This is a genomic window from Rhodococcus sp. SGAir0479, assembly GCF_005484805.1.
Lineage (GTDB): Bacteria > Actinomycetota > Actinomycetes > Mycobacteriales > Mycobacteriaceae > Prescottella.
In genome coordinates, this window is record NZ_CP039432.1 from 1,843,336 (window position 1) to 1,858,801 (window position 15,466).

At 69.2% G+C, this 15,466-nt stretch carries 14 protein-coding genes; 6 read left to right on the forward strand and 8 right to left on the reverse strand.

The genetic code is table 11. From position 1 onward, the window contains the following. Positions 1-21: 21 nt before the first annotated feature. A complete protein-coding gene (locus E7742_RS08585; RefSeq protein ID WP_137798567.1) occupies positions 22-1,002 on the forward strand; it encodes a DoxX family protein in 981 nt (326 codons plus the stop codon). Between the two features lie 113 nt (positions 1,003-1,115). Here the strand turns inward: E7742_RS08585 and E7742_RS08590 are convergent, their stop codons facing one another. Then, on the reverse strand, positions 1,116-1,772 hold the full coding sequence (locus E7742_RS08590) for an endonuclease (protein ID WP_137798568.1): 657 nt from the start codon (positions 1,770-1,772) through the stop codon (positions 1,116-1,118). An 8-nt stretch (positions 1,773-1,780) separates the two neighbouring features. Beyond that, entirely contained in the window at positions 1,781-3,244 is a 1,464-nt protein-coding gene (locus E7742_RS08595; RefSeq protein ID WP_137798569.1) for an NAD-dependent succinate-semialdehyde dehydrogenase, read from the reverse strand. A gap of 137 nt (positions 3,245-3,381) precedes the next feature. Between E7742_RS08595 and E7742_RS08600 the strand changes: the two genes are divergently transcribed. Together E7742_RS08600 and E7742_RS08605 are read left to right on the forward strand one after the other, a co-directional pair. After that, positions 3,382-5,712 (forward strand): HelD family protein, encoded by a 2,331-nt coding sequence (locus tag E7742_RS08600; protein WP_137798570.1) that lies wholly within the window; start codon positions 3,382-3,384, stop codon positions 5,710-5,712. 95 nt (positions 5,713-5,807) lie between these two features. After that, a complete protein-coding gene (locus tag E7742_RS08605; protein WP_137798571.1) occupies positions 5,808-6,236 on the forward strand; it encodes a DUF732 domain-containing protein in 429 nt (142 codons plus the stop codon). 6 nt (positions 6,237-6,242) lie between these two features. On the opposite strand, the gene E7742_RS08610 is transcribed toward E7742_RS08605, so the two are convergent. From E7742_RS08610 to uvrB, 3 genes are all read right to left on the reverse strand, one after another. Next, positions 6,243-6,695: a universal stress protein gene (locus E7742_RS08610; RefSeq protein WP_137798572.1), complete on the reverse strand. Its 453-nt coding sequence runs from the start codon at positions 6,693-6,695 to the stop codon at positions 6,243-6,245. A gap of 194 nt (positions 6,696-6,889) precedes the next feature. Next, complete coding sequence (locus E7742_RS08615) at positions 6,890-7,759, reverse strand: SCO6745 family protein (RefSeq protein ID WP_137798573.1); 870 nt, start codon at positions 7,757-7,759, stop codon at positions 6,890-6,892. 21 nt (positions 7,760-7,780) lie between these two features. Further along, on the reverse strand, positions 7,781-9,937 hold the full coding sequence (uvrB, locus tag E7742_RS08620) for an excinuclease ABC subunit UvrB (protein ID WP_137798574.1): 2,157 nt from the start codon (positions 9,935-9,937) through the stop codon (positions 7,781-7,783). Between the two features lie 104 nt (positions 9,938-10,041). Between uvrB and E7742_RS08625 the strand changes: the two genes are divergently transcribed. After that, positions 10,042-10,626 (forward strand): DUF402 domain-containing protein, encoded by a 585-nt coding sequence (locus tag E7742_RS08625; RefSeq protein ID WP_137798575.1) that lies wholly within the window; start codon positions 10,042-10,044, stop codon positions 10,624-10,626. Between the two features lie 25 nt (positions 10,627-10,651). On the opposite strand, the gene E7742_RS08630 is transcribed toward E7742_RS08625, so the two are convergent. After that, the gene (locus E7742_RS08630; protein WP_217497525.1) at positions 10,652-10,996 is read right to left on the reverse strand and encodes a winged helix-turn-helix transcriptional regulator; all 345 of its coding nucleotides are present in this window, start codon (positions 10,994-10,996) and stop codon (positions 10,652-10,654) included. Between the two features lie 70 nt (positions 10,997-11,066). Between E7742_RS08630 and E7742_RS08635 the strand changes: the two genes are divergently transcribed. Beyond that, entirely contained in the window at positions 11,067-12,077 is a 1,011-nt protein-coding gene (locus E7742_RS08635; protein WP_137798576.1) for a zinc-binding alcohol dehydrogenase family protein, read from the forward strand. An 89-nt stretch (positions 12,078-12,166) separates the two neighbouring features. On the opposite strand, the gene coaE is transcribed toward E7742_RS08635, so the two are convergent. Next, positions 12,167-13,384 (reverse strand): dephospho-CoA kinase, encoded by a 1,218-nt coding sequence (gene coaE, locus E7742_RS08640; RefSeq protein ID WP_217497526.1) that lies wholly within the window; start codon positions 13,382-13,384, stop codon positions 12,167-12,169. Between the two features lie 129 nt (positions 13,385-13,513). Here coaE and E7742_RS08645 point away from each other — a divergent pair, with 129 nt between their 5' ends. After that, positions 13,514-13,726 carry a hypothetical protein gene (locus tag E7742_RS08645; RefSeq protein WP_137798578.1) on the forward strand — a complete coding sequence of 71 codons (213 nt, stop codon included), beginning with the start codon at positions 13,514-13,516 and terminating at the stop codon, positions 13,724-13,726. Between the two features lie 166 nt (positions 13,727-13,892). Here E7742_RS08645 and rpsA read toward each other — a convergent pair whose 3' ends face one another. Further along, positions 13,893-15,365: a 30S ribosomal protein S1 gene (gene rpsA, locus E7742_RS08650; protein ID WP_137798579.1), complete on the reverse strand. Its 1,473-nt coding sequence runs from the start codon at positions 15,363-15,365 to the stop codon at positions 13,893-13,895. Positions 15,366-15,466 lie beyond the last annotated feature (101 nt).

A 15,466-nucleotide genomic window follows, 5' to 3' on the forward strand; every position in this document is an offset into this window, starting at 1 on the left:
CAGGTAGGGAGGCCACTCATCATGATCGTCCGCCGAATTGCCCGCCCATTGCTGTCCACGGTGTTCATCGCCGGGGGCATCGACTCACTGCGGAGCCCGTCGCCGAAGGCTGAGGCCGCCGGCGCGCTGATCGAGAAATCCATGGGGACGCTGCCGGGTGCAGTCACCGAGAAGGTTCCGTCGGACCCCGAAACGCTCGTGAAGATCAACGCAGCGGTCCAGGTGGGTGCCGGCGTGCTGCTGGCGCTCGGCAAGGCGCCGCGCGCGTCGTCGCTGGCGCTTGCCGGGACGCTCATTCCCACGACGGTCGCCGGTCACGACTTCTGGAATGTCGACGACCCGCAGCAGCGCGCCATGCAGCGCATGCAGTTCTTCAAGAACATGACGATGCTGGGCGGCCTGCTCATCGCGGCGGTCGACACCGAGGGCAAGCCGTCGCTGGGCTGGCGGGGCCGCCGTGCCGCCCGGAAGGCGCAGGCGACCGTCAGCGAGGTCCTCTCCAGCAACAACCACGGCCCGGACAGCGACACGCTCCACAGCGTCGCCGAGCGGGTCCGTGCGGCGTCCGAGCAGGCCGGCGATCGTGGCGGAGACCTGCTCGACACCGCTCGCGAGCGCGGCGCGGCGCTGGCGCATCTGGCGAAGGAGCGCGGCGCCGAACTCGGTGAGGTGGCGCGCGAACGCGGTCCCGTGCTCGCCGAGCTGGCCCGCGAGCGGGGCACCGAGTTCGCTCACCTGGCCCGCGAACGCGGCGCGGAATGGGCGGCGAACGCCGGCGAGCAGAGCGAAGTCCTGAGCAAGAAGGCCCGTAAGCAGGCCGAACGGGCGCTCGCGACCGCCGGTGCGCAGAGCGAGGTCGTCAGCAAGAAGGCGCGCAAGCAGGCCGAGCGCGCCCTCGCCACCGCCGGTGACCAGAGCGAGGTCGTCAGCAAGAAGGCCCGTAAGCAGGCCGAGCGCGCCCTCGCCACCGCGCGCGCCAAGGCTGCCGAACTGCAGAACTGATCCGCCGCGGCAGCACGCAGCACACTCCGAGGGCGGCGCACTCCGAGCCCATCGGCGGCAATCGAGCCGACGATGGAATCGGGGGCGCCGCCCTCGGCGTTGCCGAACGGGCATCAGCCCGGGGCAGCCAGCACCTCGTCCCGCAGCTTCGAGTCGAGCGTCACCCGGACCAGGGCCGCGGCGAGCGGCGCCATCTCGCTGGCCCCGGCGAGCTCGGTGAGCGCGTCGGGATCGCGAGGCAGCTGCAGTTCCGTGGCACCCGCGAGGGTGCGCTCGTCCAGGTGCGGCCGCAACCACGTCCATGTGTCCTGGACCTCCCGCAGGAAGATCTCGGCACCGACCGGGCCGATGCCGTCGAACTCCTGGAGCAGCCGCGCGGCCGCCTTCTCGTCGTGCCCGCTGCGTTCCGCGAGTCCCCGCAGATCACCGTCGTACTCGTCCCGGACCCGCTCGGCCGCCTTCCGCAGGCGCGTGGCCGTGCTCTCGTCGTACCGGGAGTAACGGCCTCGCTTCAATGCGGCGATCACCTGGCCGCGCGGGGCCCGGACCATCGACTCGGGTGTGCGCCAGCCCGCGGCGAACAACTCGCGGGCCGCCTGCGTCGCGATCTCGGCGGAGATGCGGGCGCTGAGCAACATCGCCAGAACCAGGAGCTGGAACAGCGGCTCCGGGGTGTCCTTCAGCGTGATCTCCGCGTCCCGCGCGTACGTCCGGCCCGCCCGGTCGAGCAGCTCACGGACGACTTCGGTGTCGGAGCGCAATGTCGCCATGCCCGCGCCTACCCGGTGGCGGCGTGTTCGACTCCGGCGGTGGCCGGGACGGAGCGGATCAGCTTGCGGTTCGCGAACTCGAACAGGCCGAGGTCACTGAGTTCGCGGCCGAACCCCGAGCTCTTCACCCCGCCGAACGGGAGCTCCGGTGCGGTCGCCGTGGGATGGTTGATCCACACCATCCCACTGCGGATCCGCTCGGCGACCGCGCGGGCGCGGGCCTCGTCCGAGCCGAAGACCGTGCCGCCCAGACCGAACCGTGTCGAGTTGGCGAGCGAGACGGCCTCGTCTTCGTCCGCCACCCGGTAGACGACCGCGACGGGACCGAAGAGCTCCTCCTCGAAGGCCCGCATCTCCGGTGTCACGTCCGTCAGCACGGTCGCGTCGACGAAAGCGCCCTTGCCGTCCGGGCCCCGCTCCTGAGGACGGGATCCGCCGACCGTCACCGTGGCCCCCTTGTCGACCGCATCCTCGACCTGCTCGAGCAGTTTCTGCGCCGCGTCCTCCGATGACAGCGGTCCCAGCGTGGTCGCCGGATCCGTGGGGTCACCCACGACCAGGTCGGAGAACCGGCGGGTGAGTCCGTCCACGAACCGGTCGTAGATCGCGTCGGGGACGATGAAACGCTTGGACGCGACACAACTCTGGCCGGTGTTCCCGAGCCGCCCGGCGGCGGCCGCGTCGAGCGTGCCGTCGAGGTCGTCGACGTCGAGCACCACGAAGGGGTCGCTACCGCCGAGCTCGAGCACGCACTTCTTGAGGTGGCGGCCGGAGATCTCCGCGAGCGATGCGCCGGCGCGCTCGCTCCCGGTCAGCGACGTCCCCTGGACGGCGGGATGGGAGACCACCCGTTCGATGTCGGGAACTTGCAGGAACACGTTGTTGTAGACCCCCTCGGGCGCTCCGGCATCCGCGAGAAGCTTCTCGAGCTCGAGCGCGGTCTGGGCACACGAGCTCGAATGCTTGAGCAGGATCACGTTGCCCAGCAGCAGGTTCGGGGCCGCGAACCGCGCCACCTGGTAGAGCGGGAAGTTCCACGGCTCGATTCCCAGCAGGACGCCGATCGGCTCGTTGACCAGTTCGGCGCTGCCCTCGTCCACCTCGAGCGTCCGGGGGCGGAGGAAGTCGGGCCCCTTCTCGGCGTAGTACTGGAAGATCGCCGCGGCGAGATCCACCTCGTCCCGCGCCTCCTCGATGAGCTTGCCCATCTCCCGAGTCACCGACGCGGCCAGGTCCTCCTTCCGTTCGCGCACGAGTTCGGCGGCCCGCGAGAGCACGTGCGCGCGACGCTCCACGGGTTCGTCGCGCCACAGTTCGAACGCTGTCGCCGCCCGCTCCACGATCTCGTCGAGCTGCTCGCCGACCAGGTACGGATACTCCCTGATCGATCGGCCGGTATAGGGGTCGACGGTGTGGAACGGTGTCGCGTCGGGCCCCGACGCACTGGTGGGTTGCACACTGGTGGAGGTCATTTTCGCTCCTCTCCGGTTTGCGGGCAGATCCGGTCCGACACCGGGCACCCGCTGCCCGCCCCCGCCATGCACGTCGGTGGGTGCGGGTCGGGCGCTCGTCACCAGCGGATCTGCGCGAATTCCTCCGTCGCACTAGAATGCTTGGGCGCTTTCTGCCGTCCCCCGACCTAGGAGACCTCTTGCCCGACGAGGCCCACGTCCACCCCGATCTCGAGCACGAGCAGGGGTATGTCTCGACGCTGTACGAGCGGCTGGACTCGCTGCGCGCGTACGCCCAGAACCGCCTCGGCCAGGTTCTCCTGCAGACCGGGGGCACCCCGCAGGCCCGCAGCGAACGCGAGTCCTTCACGCAGATGTACACCGAGGACCTCGCGCGGTACGACGCCGCGGAGAACGGCCTGTGCTTCGGTCGCATCGACGTCGCCGACGACGACGAACCCCGCTACATCGGCCGGATCGGCATCCTCGACGAGGCCAACGACTACGAGACCCTGCTGCTCGACTGGCGGGCGCCGCTCGCGCGTCCCTTCTACCTCGCCACGCCGGCCGCGCCCGACGGCGTCACCCGGCGCCGCCACATCCGGTCCCGCAGCCGCACGGTGACCGCGCTCAACGACGAGTACCTGGACCTGACGGCGGCAGAGCGGAACGGCGACAGCGCCGCGGCCGGCGGTGTCGCGGGCGAGAGCGCTCTGCTGGCCGCGCTCAACGCGGCCCGCACCGGCCAGATGCACGACATCGTCGAGACCATCCAGAGCGAACAGGACGCGATCATCCGCTCGAACCACAAGAGCGCACTGGTCGTGCAGGGCGGACCGGGAACCGGGAAGACGGCGGTCGCCCTGCACCGCGCGGCCTACCTGCTGTACACGTACCGGCAGCAGCTGGAGAAGTCCGGCGTGCTCATCATCGGCCCCAACGAGACCTTCCTCGACTACATCGGCCAGGTCCTGCCCTCGCTCGGCGAGACCGGGGTGCTGCTCTCGACCATCGGTGACCTCTACCCGGGGGTGCGCGCGACCCGGGAGGACACGCTGGCCGCGGGCGCGTTGAAGGGCTCGCTCGCGATGATCGACATCCTCAAGAAGGCGGTGCGCGACCGGCAGGAGGTGCCCCGGGCGCCGATCGAGCTGCGGTTCGACAGCTACCCGATCACGCTGGACCGCAAGATCGTCACGCGGGCGCGCGGACGCGCGCGGTCGTCGCGGCGACCGCACAACCTGGCACGGCCGATCTTCGTCTCCGCCGCGATCGAGGCTCTCGCCGACCAGCTGGCGGCCACGCTCGGCAAGAACGTCGTCGACGGCGCCAACCTGCTCAGCCGAGACGACATCGCGGACATGCGGGACGAGATGCGGGAGGACCCCGCGATCATGGCGGCGCTCGACGCGCTGTGGCCGGAGCTGACGCCGCAGCAGGTCCTCACCGACCTCCTGCGCTCCCCCGAGCGCCTCGCCTCGGCCGCGCCCGGGCTCACCGACGACGAGCGCGCGACCCTGCTGCGCACGGCGGGGGTCGGGTTCAGCGCGCCCGACGCGCCGCTGCTCGACGAACTCGCCGAGCTGCTCGGCGTCGACGACGCTGCGGAACGTGAACGCGCACAACGCCGTTGGCGCGCGCAGATCGCCGACGCCCAGGGCGCGCTGGACATCCTGACCGGGTCGGCGCCGCAGGACCTCGAGGACGAACTCGATCCCGAGATCCTCATGGCCTACGACCTGATCGACGCCAGCCAGCTCGCCGAGCGCCACGAGATGGGCCGGCACGGCACCACCGCCGAACGCGCGGCCGCGGACCGCACCTGGACCTACGGCCACGTGATCGTCGACGAGGCGCAGGAGCTGTCGGAGATGGCGTGGCGCATGCTGATGCGGCGCATCCCGAACCGCTGGATGACGCTGGTCGGCGACACCGCCCAGACCGGCGATCCGGCGGGCAGCTCGTCGTGGCAGGACGTGCTCGGGCCGTACGTCGCTCAGCGGTGGAAGCTCACCGAGCTGACGGTCAACTACCGGACGCCCGCGGAGATCATGGAACTCGCACACCGGGTGCTCGCGGAGATCGATCCGAGTCAGGCGGTTCCCCGCTCCGTGCGGGAATCGGGCTTCCCGCCGTGGGCGCAGTCGGTGGACGAATCCGAGGTCCTGGACGAGGTGCGACGGCGGGTGGCCGACGAGACCGGGCCCGGGCTGACCGCAGTCCTCGCGGGCCACGAGCACGTCGAGCAGCTGGCGGACCTGCGCTCGGACTCGGTCAGCGTGCTCACCGTCAGGGACGCCAAGGGCCTCGAGTTCGACTCGGTACTCGTCGTCGAGCCCCAGGATCTGCTCGACGAGTCGCCGCGCGGCCTCAACGATCTCTACGTCGCGCTCACCCGCGCGACCCAGCGTCTCGGCATCGTCCACTCCCGGCCGCTGCCCAGCGTGCTGGCGTCCCTCGATGCGACGGTCGTGTCGTCGGCCGGCTGATCGGTGGTCCGGGTGATCTCCGGAGCGCTCGGCCGGTAGCGTGCCAGTGGCACGCGGGGCCACCCGCACACCTCCGACGCGAAGGACGACGATCCATGCCGACGCCATCGCCCACCTTCCGGAGCGCGTGGCGCGCAGCGTCGCTGGGAGCGGTCGGTGTCCTCGGAGCCGCCTTGGTCGGGGGCTGCACGCTCGGCTCCGGAATCGACGAAGCACCCGCCGGCGCCGAGACCGCGGCCGCAGCCGCGGTACCGACGTCCACGGTGTCGACCACCGAAGCCCGGGTCGCGCGTTACGCGGAGGCACTCGCGACGAGCGGGTTCCCCGACGTGGTGCCGCAGGCGACGCTGTTCGCGCTCGGCGACGGGGTGTGCCGGCAGTCGGCTGCCGGCACACCCGATGCGTCGATCCTCGAGCATCTGCAGCCGACGGGTGCGTACGGCGCGAGCCGGTCGGGTGGAGCGCTCACCGCCGAGGCGGCGACGCGGCTGCTGTTGGACGCGGCCCGCAGCAGCTTCTGCTGAGCAACGTCAGCGGACCGTGTGCACGATCAGCACGTCCGACGTCGACTTGCGTGCAGTGTCCGACGGCACCGACCCGAGGAGGCGGCCGGTGATGGTGTTGAGTCCGCGGTTGCCGACCACGAGCAGGTCCGCCTCCACCTCGTCGACCAGCGCGAGCAGCGAGTCGACCGGCGCACCCACGATCGCCCGCTCGACGATGTTCTTCGCCCCGGCCGAGGTGGCGCGCTCGCGCGCCGTACGCAGGATCTCGTACGTGGGTGCCGATCCCGTCACCTGGTAGGCGTCCGCGCCGAGGGTGTCCTGCGCCGCCTCGGTGTCCTTGGGATCGGCCGGGTAGTACGCGCAGGCGATCACGAGCTTGGCGTCGGCGTCACCGGCGAGAGCCGCGGCCTTGTCCACCGCCCGATAGGACGAGTCCGATCCATCGGTTCCGACGACGACGGTCCGGTAGGCACTCATTCATTCCTCCATGTCTGCATTGAACGAGGACGCGCTGTGTGCCCTGTTCGACCGAGATCACCAATTCGCTGCGCTGACATTAGCGCCATCGACGCGAAGCCTGGTGGAATTGCGGCACGACATGCTTCATCCCCCGGTGGAGCCTCCGCCCCGGCCACCATTCCACCACGAGCGGCGCCGCGCGGTCCGGCCCGTCAGCGCGGCTCGCCGTACCGCGGGCCGAACAGCGACGACGGGAACAGTCCCGATTCGCGGACGGACTTTCGCCACGGCTCCGCGAGCGACCGCAGCCGGGCCGCGCCATCCTCGCCGAGTTCGGTCCACGGTGCCGCCGCCAGTTCGTCGGTGAGATCCTCGACGACCTCCCGCAGCTCCCGTCCGTCGGCGGTCAATTCGCCGCGCTCGTCGAGGAGTTCGCGGTCGCGCAGTGTGCCGACGGCATCGTCCCACTCGGACGGCGACCATCCCCGGCGGCTCTGCGCGAACTTCTTCTGGAAGCCGATTCCCGCGGCGGTGTGGGTGATGAGCGCCTCGAGACCGCTGAGGCCGGCGGTCTGCAATGCCGCGACGTGCCCGTCACCGCGGTACTCGCGCAGCAATGTCAGCGCGTGCCACAGCACCAGGTGCGGCTCGTCGGGCCACTCGAGTTCGGCGTGACCGGCGTACAGGGGGCGTCCCTCGGCGCCGGGAATGCCCTGCGCCGCAATGGCGGCCAGCTGCGCGGCCTCCGCCATTTCGGGAGACGAGACGACGTCACCGAGCAGCGAGCGGTAGGCGGCGTCGACGCCGCGGTACCGCGCGGCGACGATCCGCTGTGGTTCGGCGAGCGTCCAGGCACGCGGGATCGCATCCGCGATCAGCCCCGGATTGAAGTTGTAGAACGTGGCGGCGACGGCGCCCGCACCCACCGCCCCCATGGCCGCCGACCGCGCCGCGAAGTACGTCATCCGACCCGGTTCGAGTCCGACACCGGTCAGCTCCGTCTCCACCTCGGGAGCGAAGTAGGAGAGGGAGTGCAGCAGTTCGAGGGAGCGAGCGGTTCGGCCGGCCAGATGTGCGTCCATGGTCCAAGACGTTAGCGGGCGCTACTTCAGGCCTGCCGCGTCCATCCCGCGCAGCTCCTTCTTCAGGTCGGAGATCTCGTCGCGCAGCCGGCCGGCGAGCTCGAACTGGAGATCGCGCGCCGCGTTCATCATCTGGTCGGTGAGTTCCTTGATGAGATCGGCCAGTTCGGCCCGCGGCATCGCCTTCACATCGCGCCCCTCGTAGACGCCGGCGCTGACAGCGCGTCCCGCCTCACCCTGGGCGCGCCGTCCCCGGCTTGCGTTGCGGCCCGAGCCGCCGACGCCGACCTCGGTGTCCTCCGCTTCCTCGTAGACCTGGTCCAGGATGTCGGCAATCTTCTTGCGCAACGGCTGCGGGTCGACGCCCTTCTCGAGGTTGTACGCGATCTGCTTCTCGCGGCGGCGCTCGGTCTCTTCGATCGCGCGCTGCATCGAGTCGGTGATCTTGTCGGCGTACATGTGCACCTGCCCGGAGACGTTACGAGCGGCACGACCGATGGTCTGGATGAGGCTGGTGGTGCTGCGCAGGAAGCCTTCCTTGTCCGCGTCGAGGATCGCGACCAGCGAGACCTCGGGCAGGTCGAGGCCCTCGCGGAGCAGGTTGATGCCGACGAGGACGTCGTACTCGCCCAGCCGCAGCTGCCGCAGCAGTTCCACCCGTCGCAGCGTGTCGATGTCCGAGTGCAGGTACCGCACCCGGATGCCGAGCTCGAGCAGGTAGTCGGTGAGGTCCTCCGCCATCTTCTTGGTGAGGGTGGTGACCAACACGCGTTCGTCGCGTTCGGTCCGCTCGCGGATCTCGTGAACCAGGTCGTCGATCTGCCCCTTGGTGGGCTTGACGATGACCTCGGGGTCGACCAGTCCGGTGGGGCGGATCACCTGTTCGACGAACTCCCCGCCCGCCTGCCCGAGCTCGTACTGTCCGGGGGTGGCCGAGAGATAGACCGTCTGTCCGATGCGTCCCGCGAACTCCTCCCACGTGAGCGGCCGGTTGTCGGTCGCCGACGGCAGCCGGAACCCGAACTCCACGAGGTTGCGCTTGCGGGACATGTCGCCCTCGTACATCGCGCCGATCTGCGGGACGGTCACGTGGGACTCGTCGATGACCAGGAGGAAGTCTTCCGGGAAGTAGTCGATGAGCGTGGCGGGCGCGGAACCGGCCGGGCGGCCGTCGATGTGCCGCGAGTAGTTCTCGATGCCGGAACAGAAGCCGACCTGCTTGATCATCTCGAGGTCGTACTGGGTGCGCATCCGCAGCCGCTGTGCCTCGAGCAGCTTGCCCCGGTTCTCCAGGTCCGCGAGCCGCTCCTCGAGCTCGGCCTCGATGTCCTTGACCGCCCGCTCCATGCGCTCCGGGCCGGCCACGTAATGCGTCGCCGGGAAGATGCGGACCGTGTCGACCTGACGGACCACGTCACCGGTCAGCGGGTGCAGGTAGTAGAGCGCCTCGACCTCGTCGCCGAAGAACTCGATGCGCACCGCGAGTTCCTCGTACGAGGGGATGATCTCCACCGTGTCGCCGCGGACCCGGAACGAGCCGCGGGTGAAGGACATGTCGTTACGGGTGTACTGCACGTCGACCAGCAACCGCAGCAGTGCGTCCCGGTCGACCTCGACGCCCACTTCGAGCTGGATCGACCGGTCCAGGTACGACTGCGGCGTACCGAGGCCGTAGATGCACGAGACCGAGGCCACCACGACGACGTCGCGGCGGGACAGCAGGCTCGACGTCGCGGAATGCCGCAGACGCTCGACGTCGTCGTTGATCGACGAGTCCTTCTCGATGTAGGTGTCCGTCTGCGCGATGTACGCCTCTGGCTGGTAGTAGTCGTAGTACGAGACGAAGTACTCGACCGCGTTGTTGGGCAGCATCTCGCGCAGTTCGTTCGCCAGCTGGGCGGCCAGCGTCTTGTTGGGGGCCATCACCAACGTCGGCCGCTGGACGCGTTCGATGAGCCACGCCGTGGTGGCCGACTTTCCGGTACCGGTGGCACCGAGCAAGACCACGTCCTTCTCGCCCGCCCGCAGCCGCCGTTCCAACTCGTCGATCGCCTCCGGCTGATCGCCGGCGGGCTCGTACTCGCTGACGACCTGGAATCGGCCGTCGGAACGTTCGACCTCACTGACCGGCCGGAACTCGGAATGTGCCACCACGGGGTGCTCGGATGCGAACGCCATGTCACCAGGGTATGCGCCCCTTCCGACAAGTTCTGATAACGCTGCCCGCGGCCCCGCTTCTTCGGCGGTGCCGGTGCCGACGTTTGCCGGTACGTTCTTGCTGTATGGAGAACGTCGAACCGGGCGCCACGGCCGCCGTACCGCCGGTGCCTGCACCTTCCGTCCAGTTCCCGGCGGTCGATCTGGCGCCGGCGCACCGGCCCAAGATCGAGTACTTCAACGTCACCGAGGGCACCAACACCGATCCGAAGGGGTTCGTGCGGCCGGTGGACCACTACCGCCTCGAGCCGTGGGGCCTGTACATGGCGCGCACTGCCGACCACCCACAGTTCCACTATCTGGAGTCGTGGATTCTTCCGGATCTCGGGATCCGGGCGTCGATCTTCCATTACCACCCGTACCACCAGCGCGATCAGAACCACTACATCGACATCGGCGACTTCACGCGCGGACCCACGGTGTGGAAATCCGAGGACCATTACCTCGATCTCGTGGTCCGCACCGGCCGGGAGACCGAGCTTCTCGACGTGGACGAGCTGATCTCGGCGACCGCGTACGGCTATGTCTCCCCCCGGACCGCCGACCGGGCCTTCCGCCGGGCTGTGGCAGCCGTCGACGGCATCGCCGCCCACGGTCACGACATGGACGCCTGGCTGGCGTCCAAGGGCATGCCGGTCAGTTGGCGCTGACGTCCGTAGGCCAGGGGACGTCGTCTCAGGGGACGTCGACGTTGGCCTCGACCCAGGTGCGCAGGTGCCGCAGCGGGTCAGCAGCGCCACGACCGAGCTCAGTGAGGCTGTACTCCACCCGCGGCGGAACCTCGGCGAACACGGCGCGGTCCACCAACCCGTGCGCCTCGAGGCGCTTGAGGACTTGGGACAACACCTTGGGACTGATGCCCTCCAAGCGGGCCCGCAGCTGCCCGAAGCGCAGCGGTGCATCCTCGAGCGCGCCGATCGCCAATGCACTCCACTTGTTGGCGAGCAGATCGAGCATGTCGCGACACGGGCACATCGCCGCGTAGACGTCGTGCGGTGCGGTCGGAAGCGTGGCAGCCATCCAGCAATGGTACCCAAAGGGAAGTATGTTCCCTTGACGGTAACTGGTACCCGTATCGCATCATCGGGTCATGACCGAAACGACCACTGCCATCGGCTACCGCGAGAACCTGCCCGTCACCGACGAGAACTGCCTGATCACCGAGAACGTCCCGCTCCCCACCTGCGGTGAGCACGACCTGCTCGTCCGAGTGGAGGCCGTCTCGGTGAACCCGGTCGACGTCAAGCTCCGCACCAACGCCGCCCCGGACGGCCTGCGGGTCCTCGGATTCGACGCCGCCGGCACCGTGACCGCGGTCGGGTCGGCGGTCAGCACGTACAAGATCGGCGACGAAGTGTTCTACGCCGGCGTCGTCGACCGGCCGGGCACGAACCAACGTCTGCACGTGGTCGACGAGCGCATCGTGGGCCGCAAGCCCGCAACCGTGTCGTTCGCCGACGCCGCGTCGCTGCCGCTGACCGCGATCACCGCGTGGGAATCACTGTTCGATCGGCTCGCTCTGACCGAGAACTCCACCGGGACACTGCTGGTCGTCGGCGCCACCGGCGGGGTGGGATCGGTGATGTTGCAACTCGCGGAGGCGTTGCTGCCGAACGTCGCCGTCGTGGCCACCGCCTCCACGCCCGAGGGGCGCGAGTGGGTGCGCGAGCTGGGCGCGGAGCACACCGTCAACCATCGCGGCGACCTGGCCGCCGAAGTTGCGCGGATCGCACCGGGAGGGGTGGACTGGATGTTCACCGCCCACTCGGAGGGGCAGATCCCGATGTACGCCGAGGTCGTCGCCCCGTTCGGGCACATCGTCGCCATCGACGACGGCCCCCGGGACGTCGAACCACTCAAGAACAAGAGCATCACCTGGCACTGGGAGCTGATGTTCACCCGCCCGCTCTACGGCACGCCCGACATGGACCGGCAGCGCGCCCTGCTCGACAGGGTCTCGCAACTCGTCGACGACGGCATCGTGCGTCCCACCACCGCCCGTACTTTGACTCCGATCAGTGCCGCCACCCTGCGCCAGGCACACGAGGCCGTCGAGACAGGCCGCACCACCGGCAAGATCGTCCTGCACGGCTGGGGCTAGGCGGCGGCCGGGACGGCCTTCTCCGACGAACGCGGGCGTCACTCACCTGCAATCGTCGCCGGGTCGGACGGGCGGGAACGAACGAGAAGTCAGTCGCCGGCCGCCCACCCGGTCGACTCCGCCCACTCCCACGCCCGCTGGTAACCGCGGTCGAACCAGGGCGCCATCGCCCGGGAGTAGATGACGGTCGCGTCGCCGTCCTCGAGCGCAGCCTTCTCCGCCGCGGTCCGTTTGACCTCGAGGAACTCGTCGCGCGCGTGCTCGTCCGCGCGGAGCCAGTCCCTCAGGAGCAGCGCGAATCGTTGTCCGGGCCAGCCGTCGACGCGGACACTGATCTCCACCGGCCGGCCGGGATCGGCGCCGCCGTGTGTGCGCTTGTCCCACAGCGCCGGATCAGCCTCTCCCCCGACGCCGTACACGGGCTTCGGTTCGTCGTGCGTCGCCGCGGGAATCGGCGGGAATCCGGCTGCCGCCAACGGCTCGGTCAACTCGGCCGCGGCCGCGAGATCCGAGACGGTGATCTGGATGTCGATGAGGTCGCGTGCGTCGAGCCCCGGCACCGCAGTGGAGCCGACATGATCGATGCGCACCGCGCCGCCCCCGCACACCGCGCGCAGACGCTCGACCAGCCGGTGTCCCTGCCCCGCCCAACCCGGGTCCGCCGGCCGCAGCACGGGCGGCACCCCGACGACGGTGCGGCTGCGCAGGTTCGCTTCGAACGGGACGAGCCGATCGGTGTAGAGCGCCCGCACCTGCGCCTCGATCAGCTCGGGCGCACCGGAGTTGTCGAGCCAGACGTCGGCGGTGGCCCGGCGCTGCTCGTCCGTCGCCTGCGCCGCGATGCGCGCCCGCGCGTCGACCTCGGGCATTCCCCGCAGTTCGACGAGGCGACGGACCCGCTCCTCGACGTCGACGTAGACGACCACCACGAGGTTGAAGGCGGGCCCCATCCGGCCCTCCACGAGCAGCGGGATGTCCTGCACGACGATGCCGTCGGCGCTCGCCCCCTCGACGAGTTCCGCGGTGCGCTGTCCGATCCGGGGATGCAGGATCGAGTTGAGCAGCAGCCGCGACTCGTCGCTGCCGAATGCCTTCTCCGCCAGCGCCGGACGATTCAGGGAGCCGTCCGCGTGCAGGATGTCGTCCCCGAACGCATCGACGAGCGCCGCGAGGCCGGGCGTTCCCGGCTCGACGACCTCTCGGGCGATGAGATCCGCGTCCACGATGACCGCACCCAGGTTCGCGAGAACCTTCGACACGGTCGACTTGCCGGCTCCGATGCCTCCGGTGAGGCCCACTCTCAACACGCCGACCAGTGTCGCACCAAACACGCCGAAGATCATCAACGGACCAAATGGCGTGGTTCCGCGACCTGGTCGGATAGCCTGTCCTCGACCGTCCGACCAGCCGATACGCGAAGCGAGTAGGAGCAGCTCATGCGCAGCAATCCGACCCGTCCCGGTCGGCACCGTCTCGGCATGGAGAACGGCGTCCACGCGATCCTCATTCCCGAGGTGGCCACGGCGCTCGCAGAGCATCGCCGCAATTGGTTCGCCAGCGTGCTGACCCCCGCCCGCCACAGCTTCGCGACCATCCGCAAGCGAACGGCGACCATGCCCACCCGATGGGTGCCCGCCGCGGCGAACTGACCGACCGCACACGACACGCACTGTGGCCCCGATCCCGCGAGGATCGGGGCCACAGTCGTTCTCTCCCCGGCGAGTCGCGCGGAGGGCGAAATGCGGAAGACCCCGGCCCTGAGATCAGGGCCGGGGTCCTCCGGTCGTTCGAGCCCGAATGTTCAGGCTGTCGCTATCAGGCGTTGCCGGACAGCTTCTCGCGCAGAGCCGCGAGCTGGGCATCGCTCGCCAGCGAGCCACCGGTGGACTCGGAGGTCGCAGCCGCGCCCTCGTCGGAGCCCGTCTCGGAGGAGTAGTTGGTGCCGGACGCGCCGGCAGCAGCCTCGGCGGCCTCGTCGGCGGCCATCTTCTCCATCTGAGCGGTGTGCATCTTGTGGCGACGCTCGGCCTCGGCGTACCGGGACTCCCACTCCTCACGCTGCTTGTCGAAGCCCTCGAGCCATTCGTTGGTCTCGGGATCGAAGCCCTCGGGGAAGATGTAGTTGCCCTGCTCGTCGTACGAGTCGGCCATGCCGTACTTGGACGGATCGAACTCGGCGTTGTAGTCCTCGTTCGCCTGCTTCAGCGACAGCGAGATGCGGCGACGCTCCAGGTCGATGTCGATGACCTTGACGAGCGCGTCGTCGCCGACGGCCACAACCTGGTCCGGAACCTCCACGTGGCGCTCGGCCAGCTCGGAGATGTGCACCAGGCCCTCGATGCCCTCCTCGACGCGAACGAACGCGCCGAACGGAACGAGCTTGGTGACCTTGCCCGGCACGATCTGACCGATCGCGTGGGTGCGGGCGAACTGACGCCACGGGTCCTCCTGCGTCGCCTTCAGCGACAGGGAGACACGCTCGCGGTCCAGGTCGACGTCGAGAACCTCGACGGTGACCTCGTTGCCGACCTCGACGACCTCGGACGGGTGGTCGATGTGCTTCCAGGACAGCTCCGAGACGTGGACCAGACCGTCGACGCCGCCGAGATCGACGAACGCACCGAAGTTGACGATCGAGGACACGACGCCCTTGCGGACCTGGCCCTTCTGCAGCTGGTGCAGGAACTCGCTGCGGACCTCGGACTGGGTCTGCTCGAGCCATGCGCGACGCGACAGGACCACGTTGTTGCGGTTCTTGTCGAGCTCGATGATCTTGGCCTCGATCTCCTTGCCGACGTACGGCTGGAGGTCGCGGACGCGACGCATCTCGACGAGCGAGGCGGGCAGGAAGCCACGCAGACCGATGTCGAGGATGAGGCCGCCCTTGACGACCTCGATGACGGTGCCCTTGACGGCCTCGTCCTTCTCCTTGAGCTCCTCGATGGTGCCCCAAGCACGCTCGTACTGCGCGCGCTTCTTCGACAGGATCAGACGGCCTTCCTTGTCCTCCTTGGTGAGGACCAGGGCTTCGACCTCATCGCCCACGGAGACGACCTCGTTGGGGTCGACGTCGTGCTTGATGGAGAGCTCACGGGAAGGGATGACGCCTTCGGTCTTGTAACCGATGTCGAGAAGGACCTCGTCGCGATCGACCTTGACGATCGTGCCTTCGACGATGTCGCCATCGTTGAAGTACTTGATCGTGGCGTCGATGGCGGCGAGGAAGTCCTCGGCGGAGCCGATGTCGTTGACGGCTACCTGCGGCGAGGTCACGGTGTTGGAGGGCATGTGTTGGGTTGCTCCGGACGGGTTGTTAGTCGGTTGGTGATGTTCTGTCAGACAGGCGGACCGAAATGCATCGGATTCCGGCTGAGCGCCCGAATCGCCCG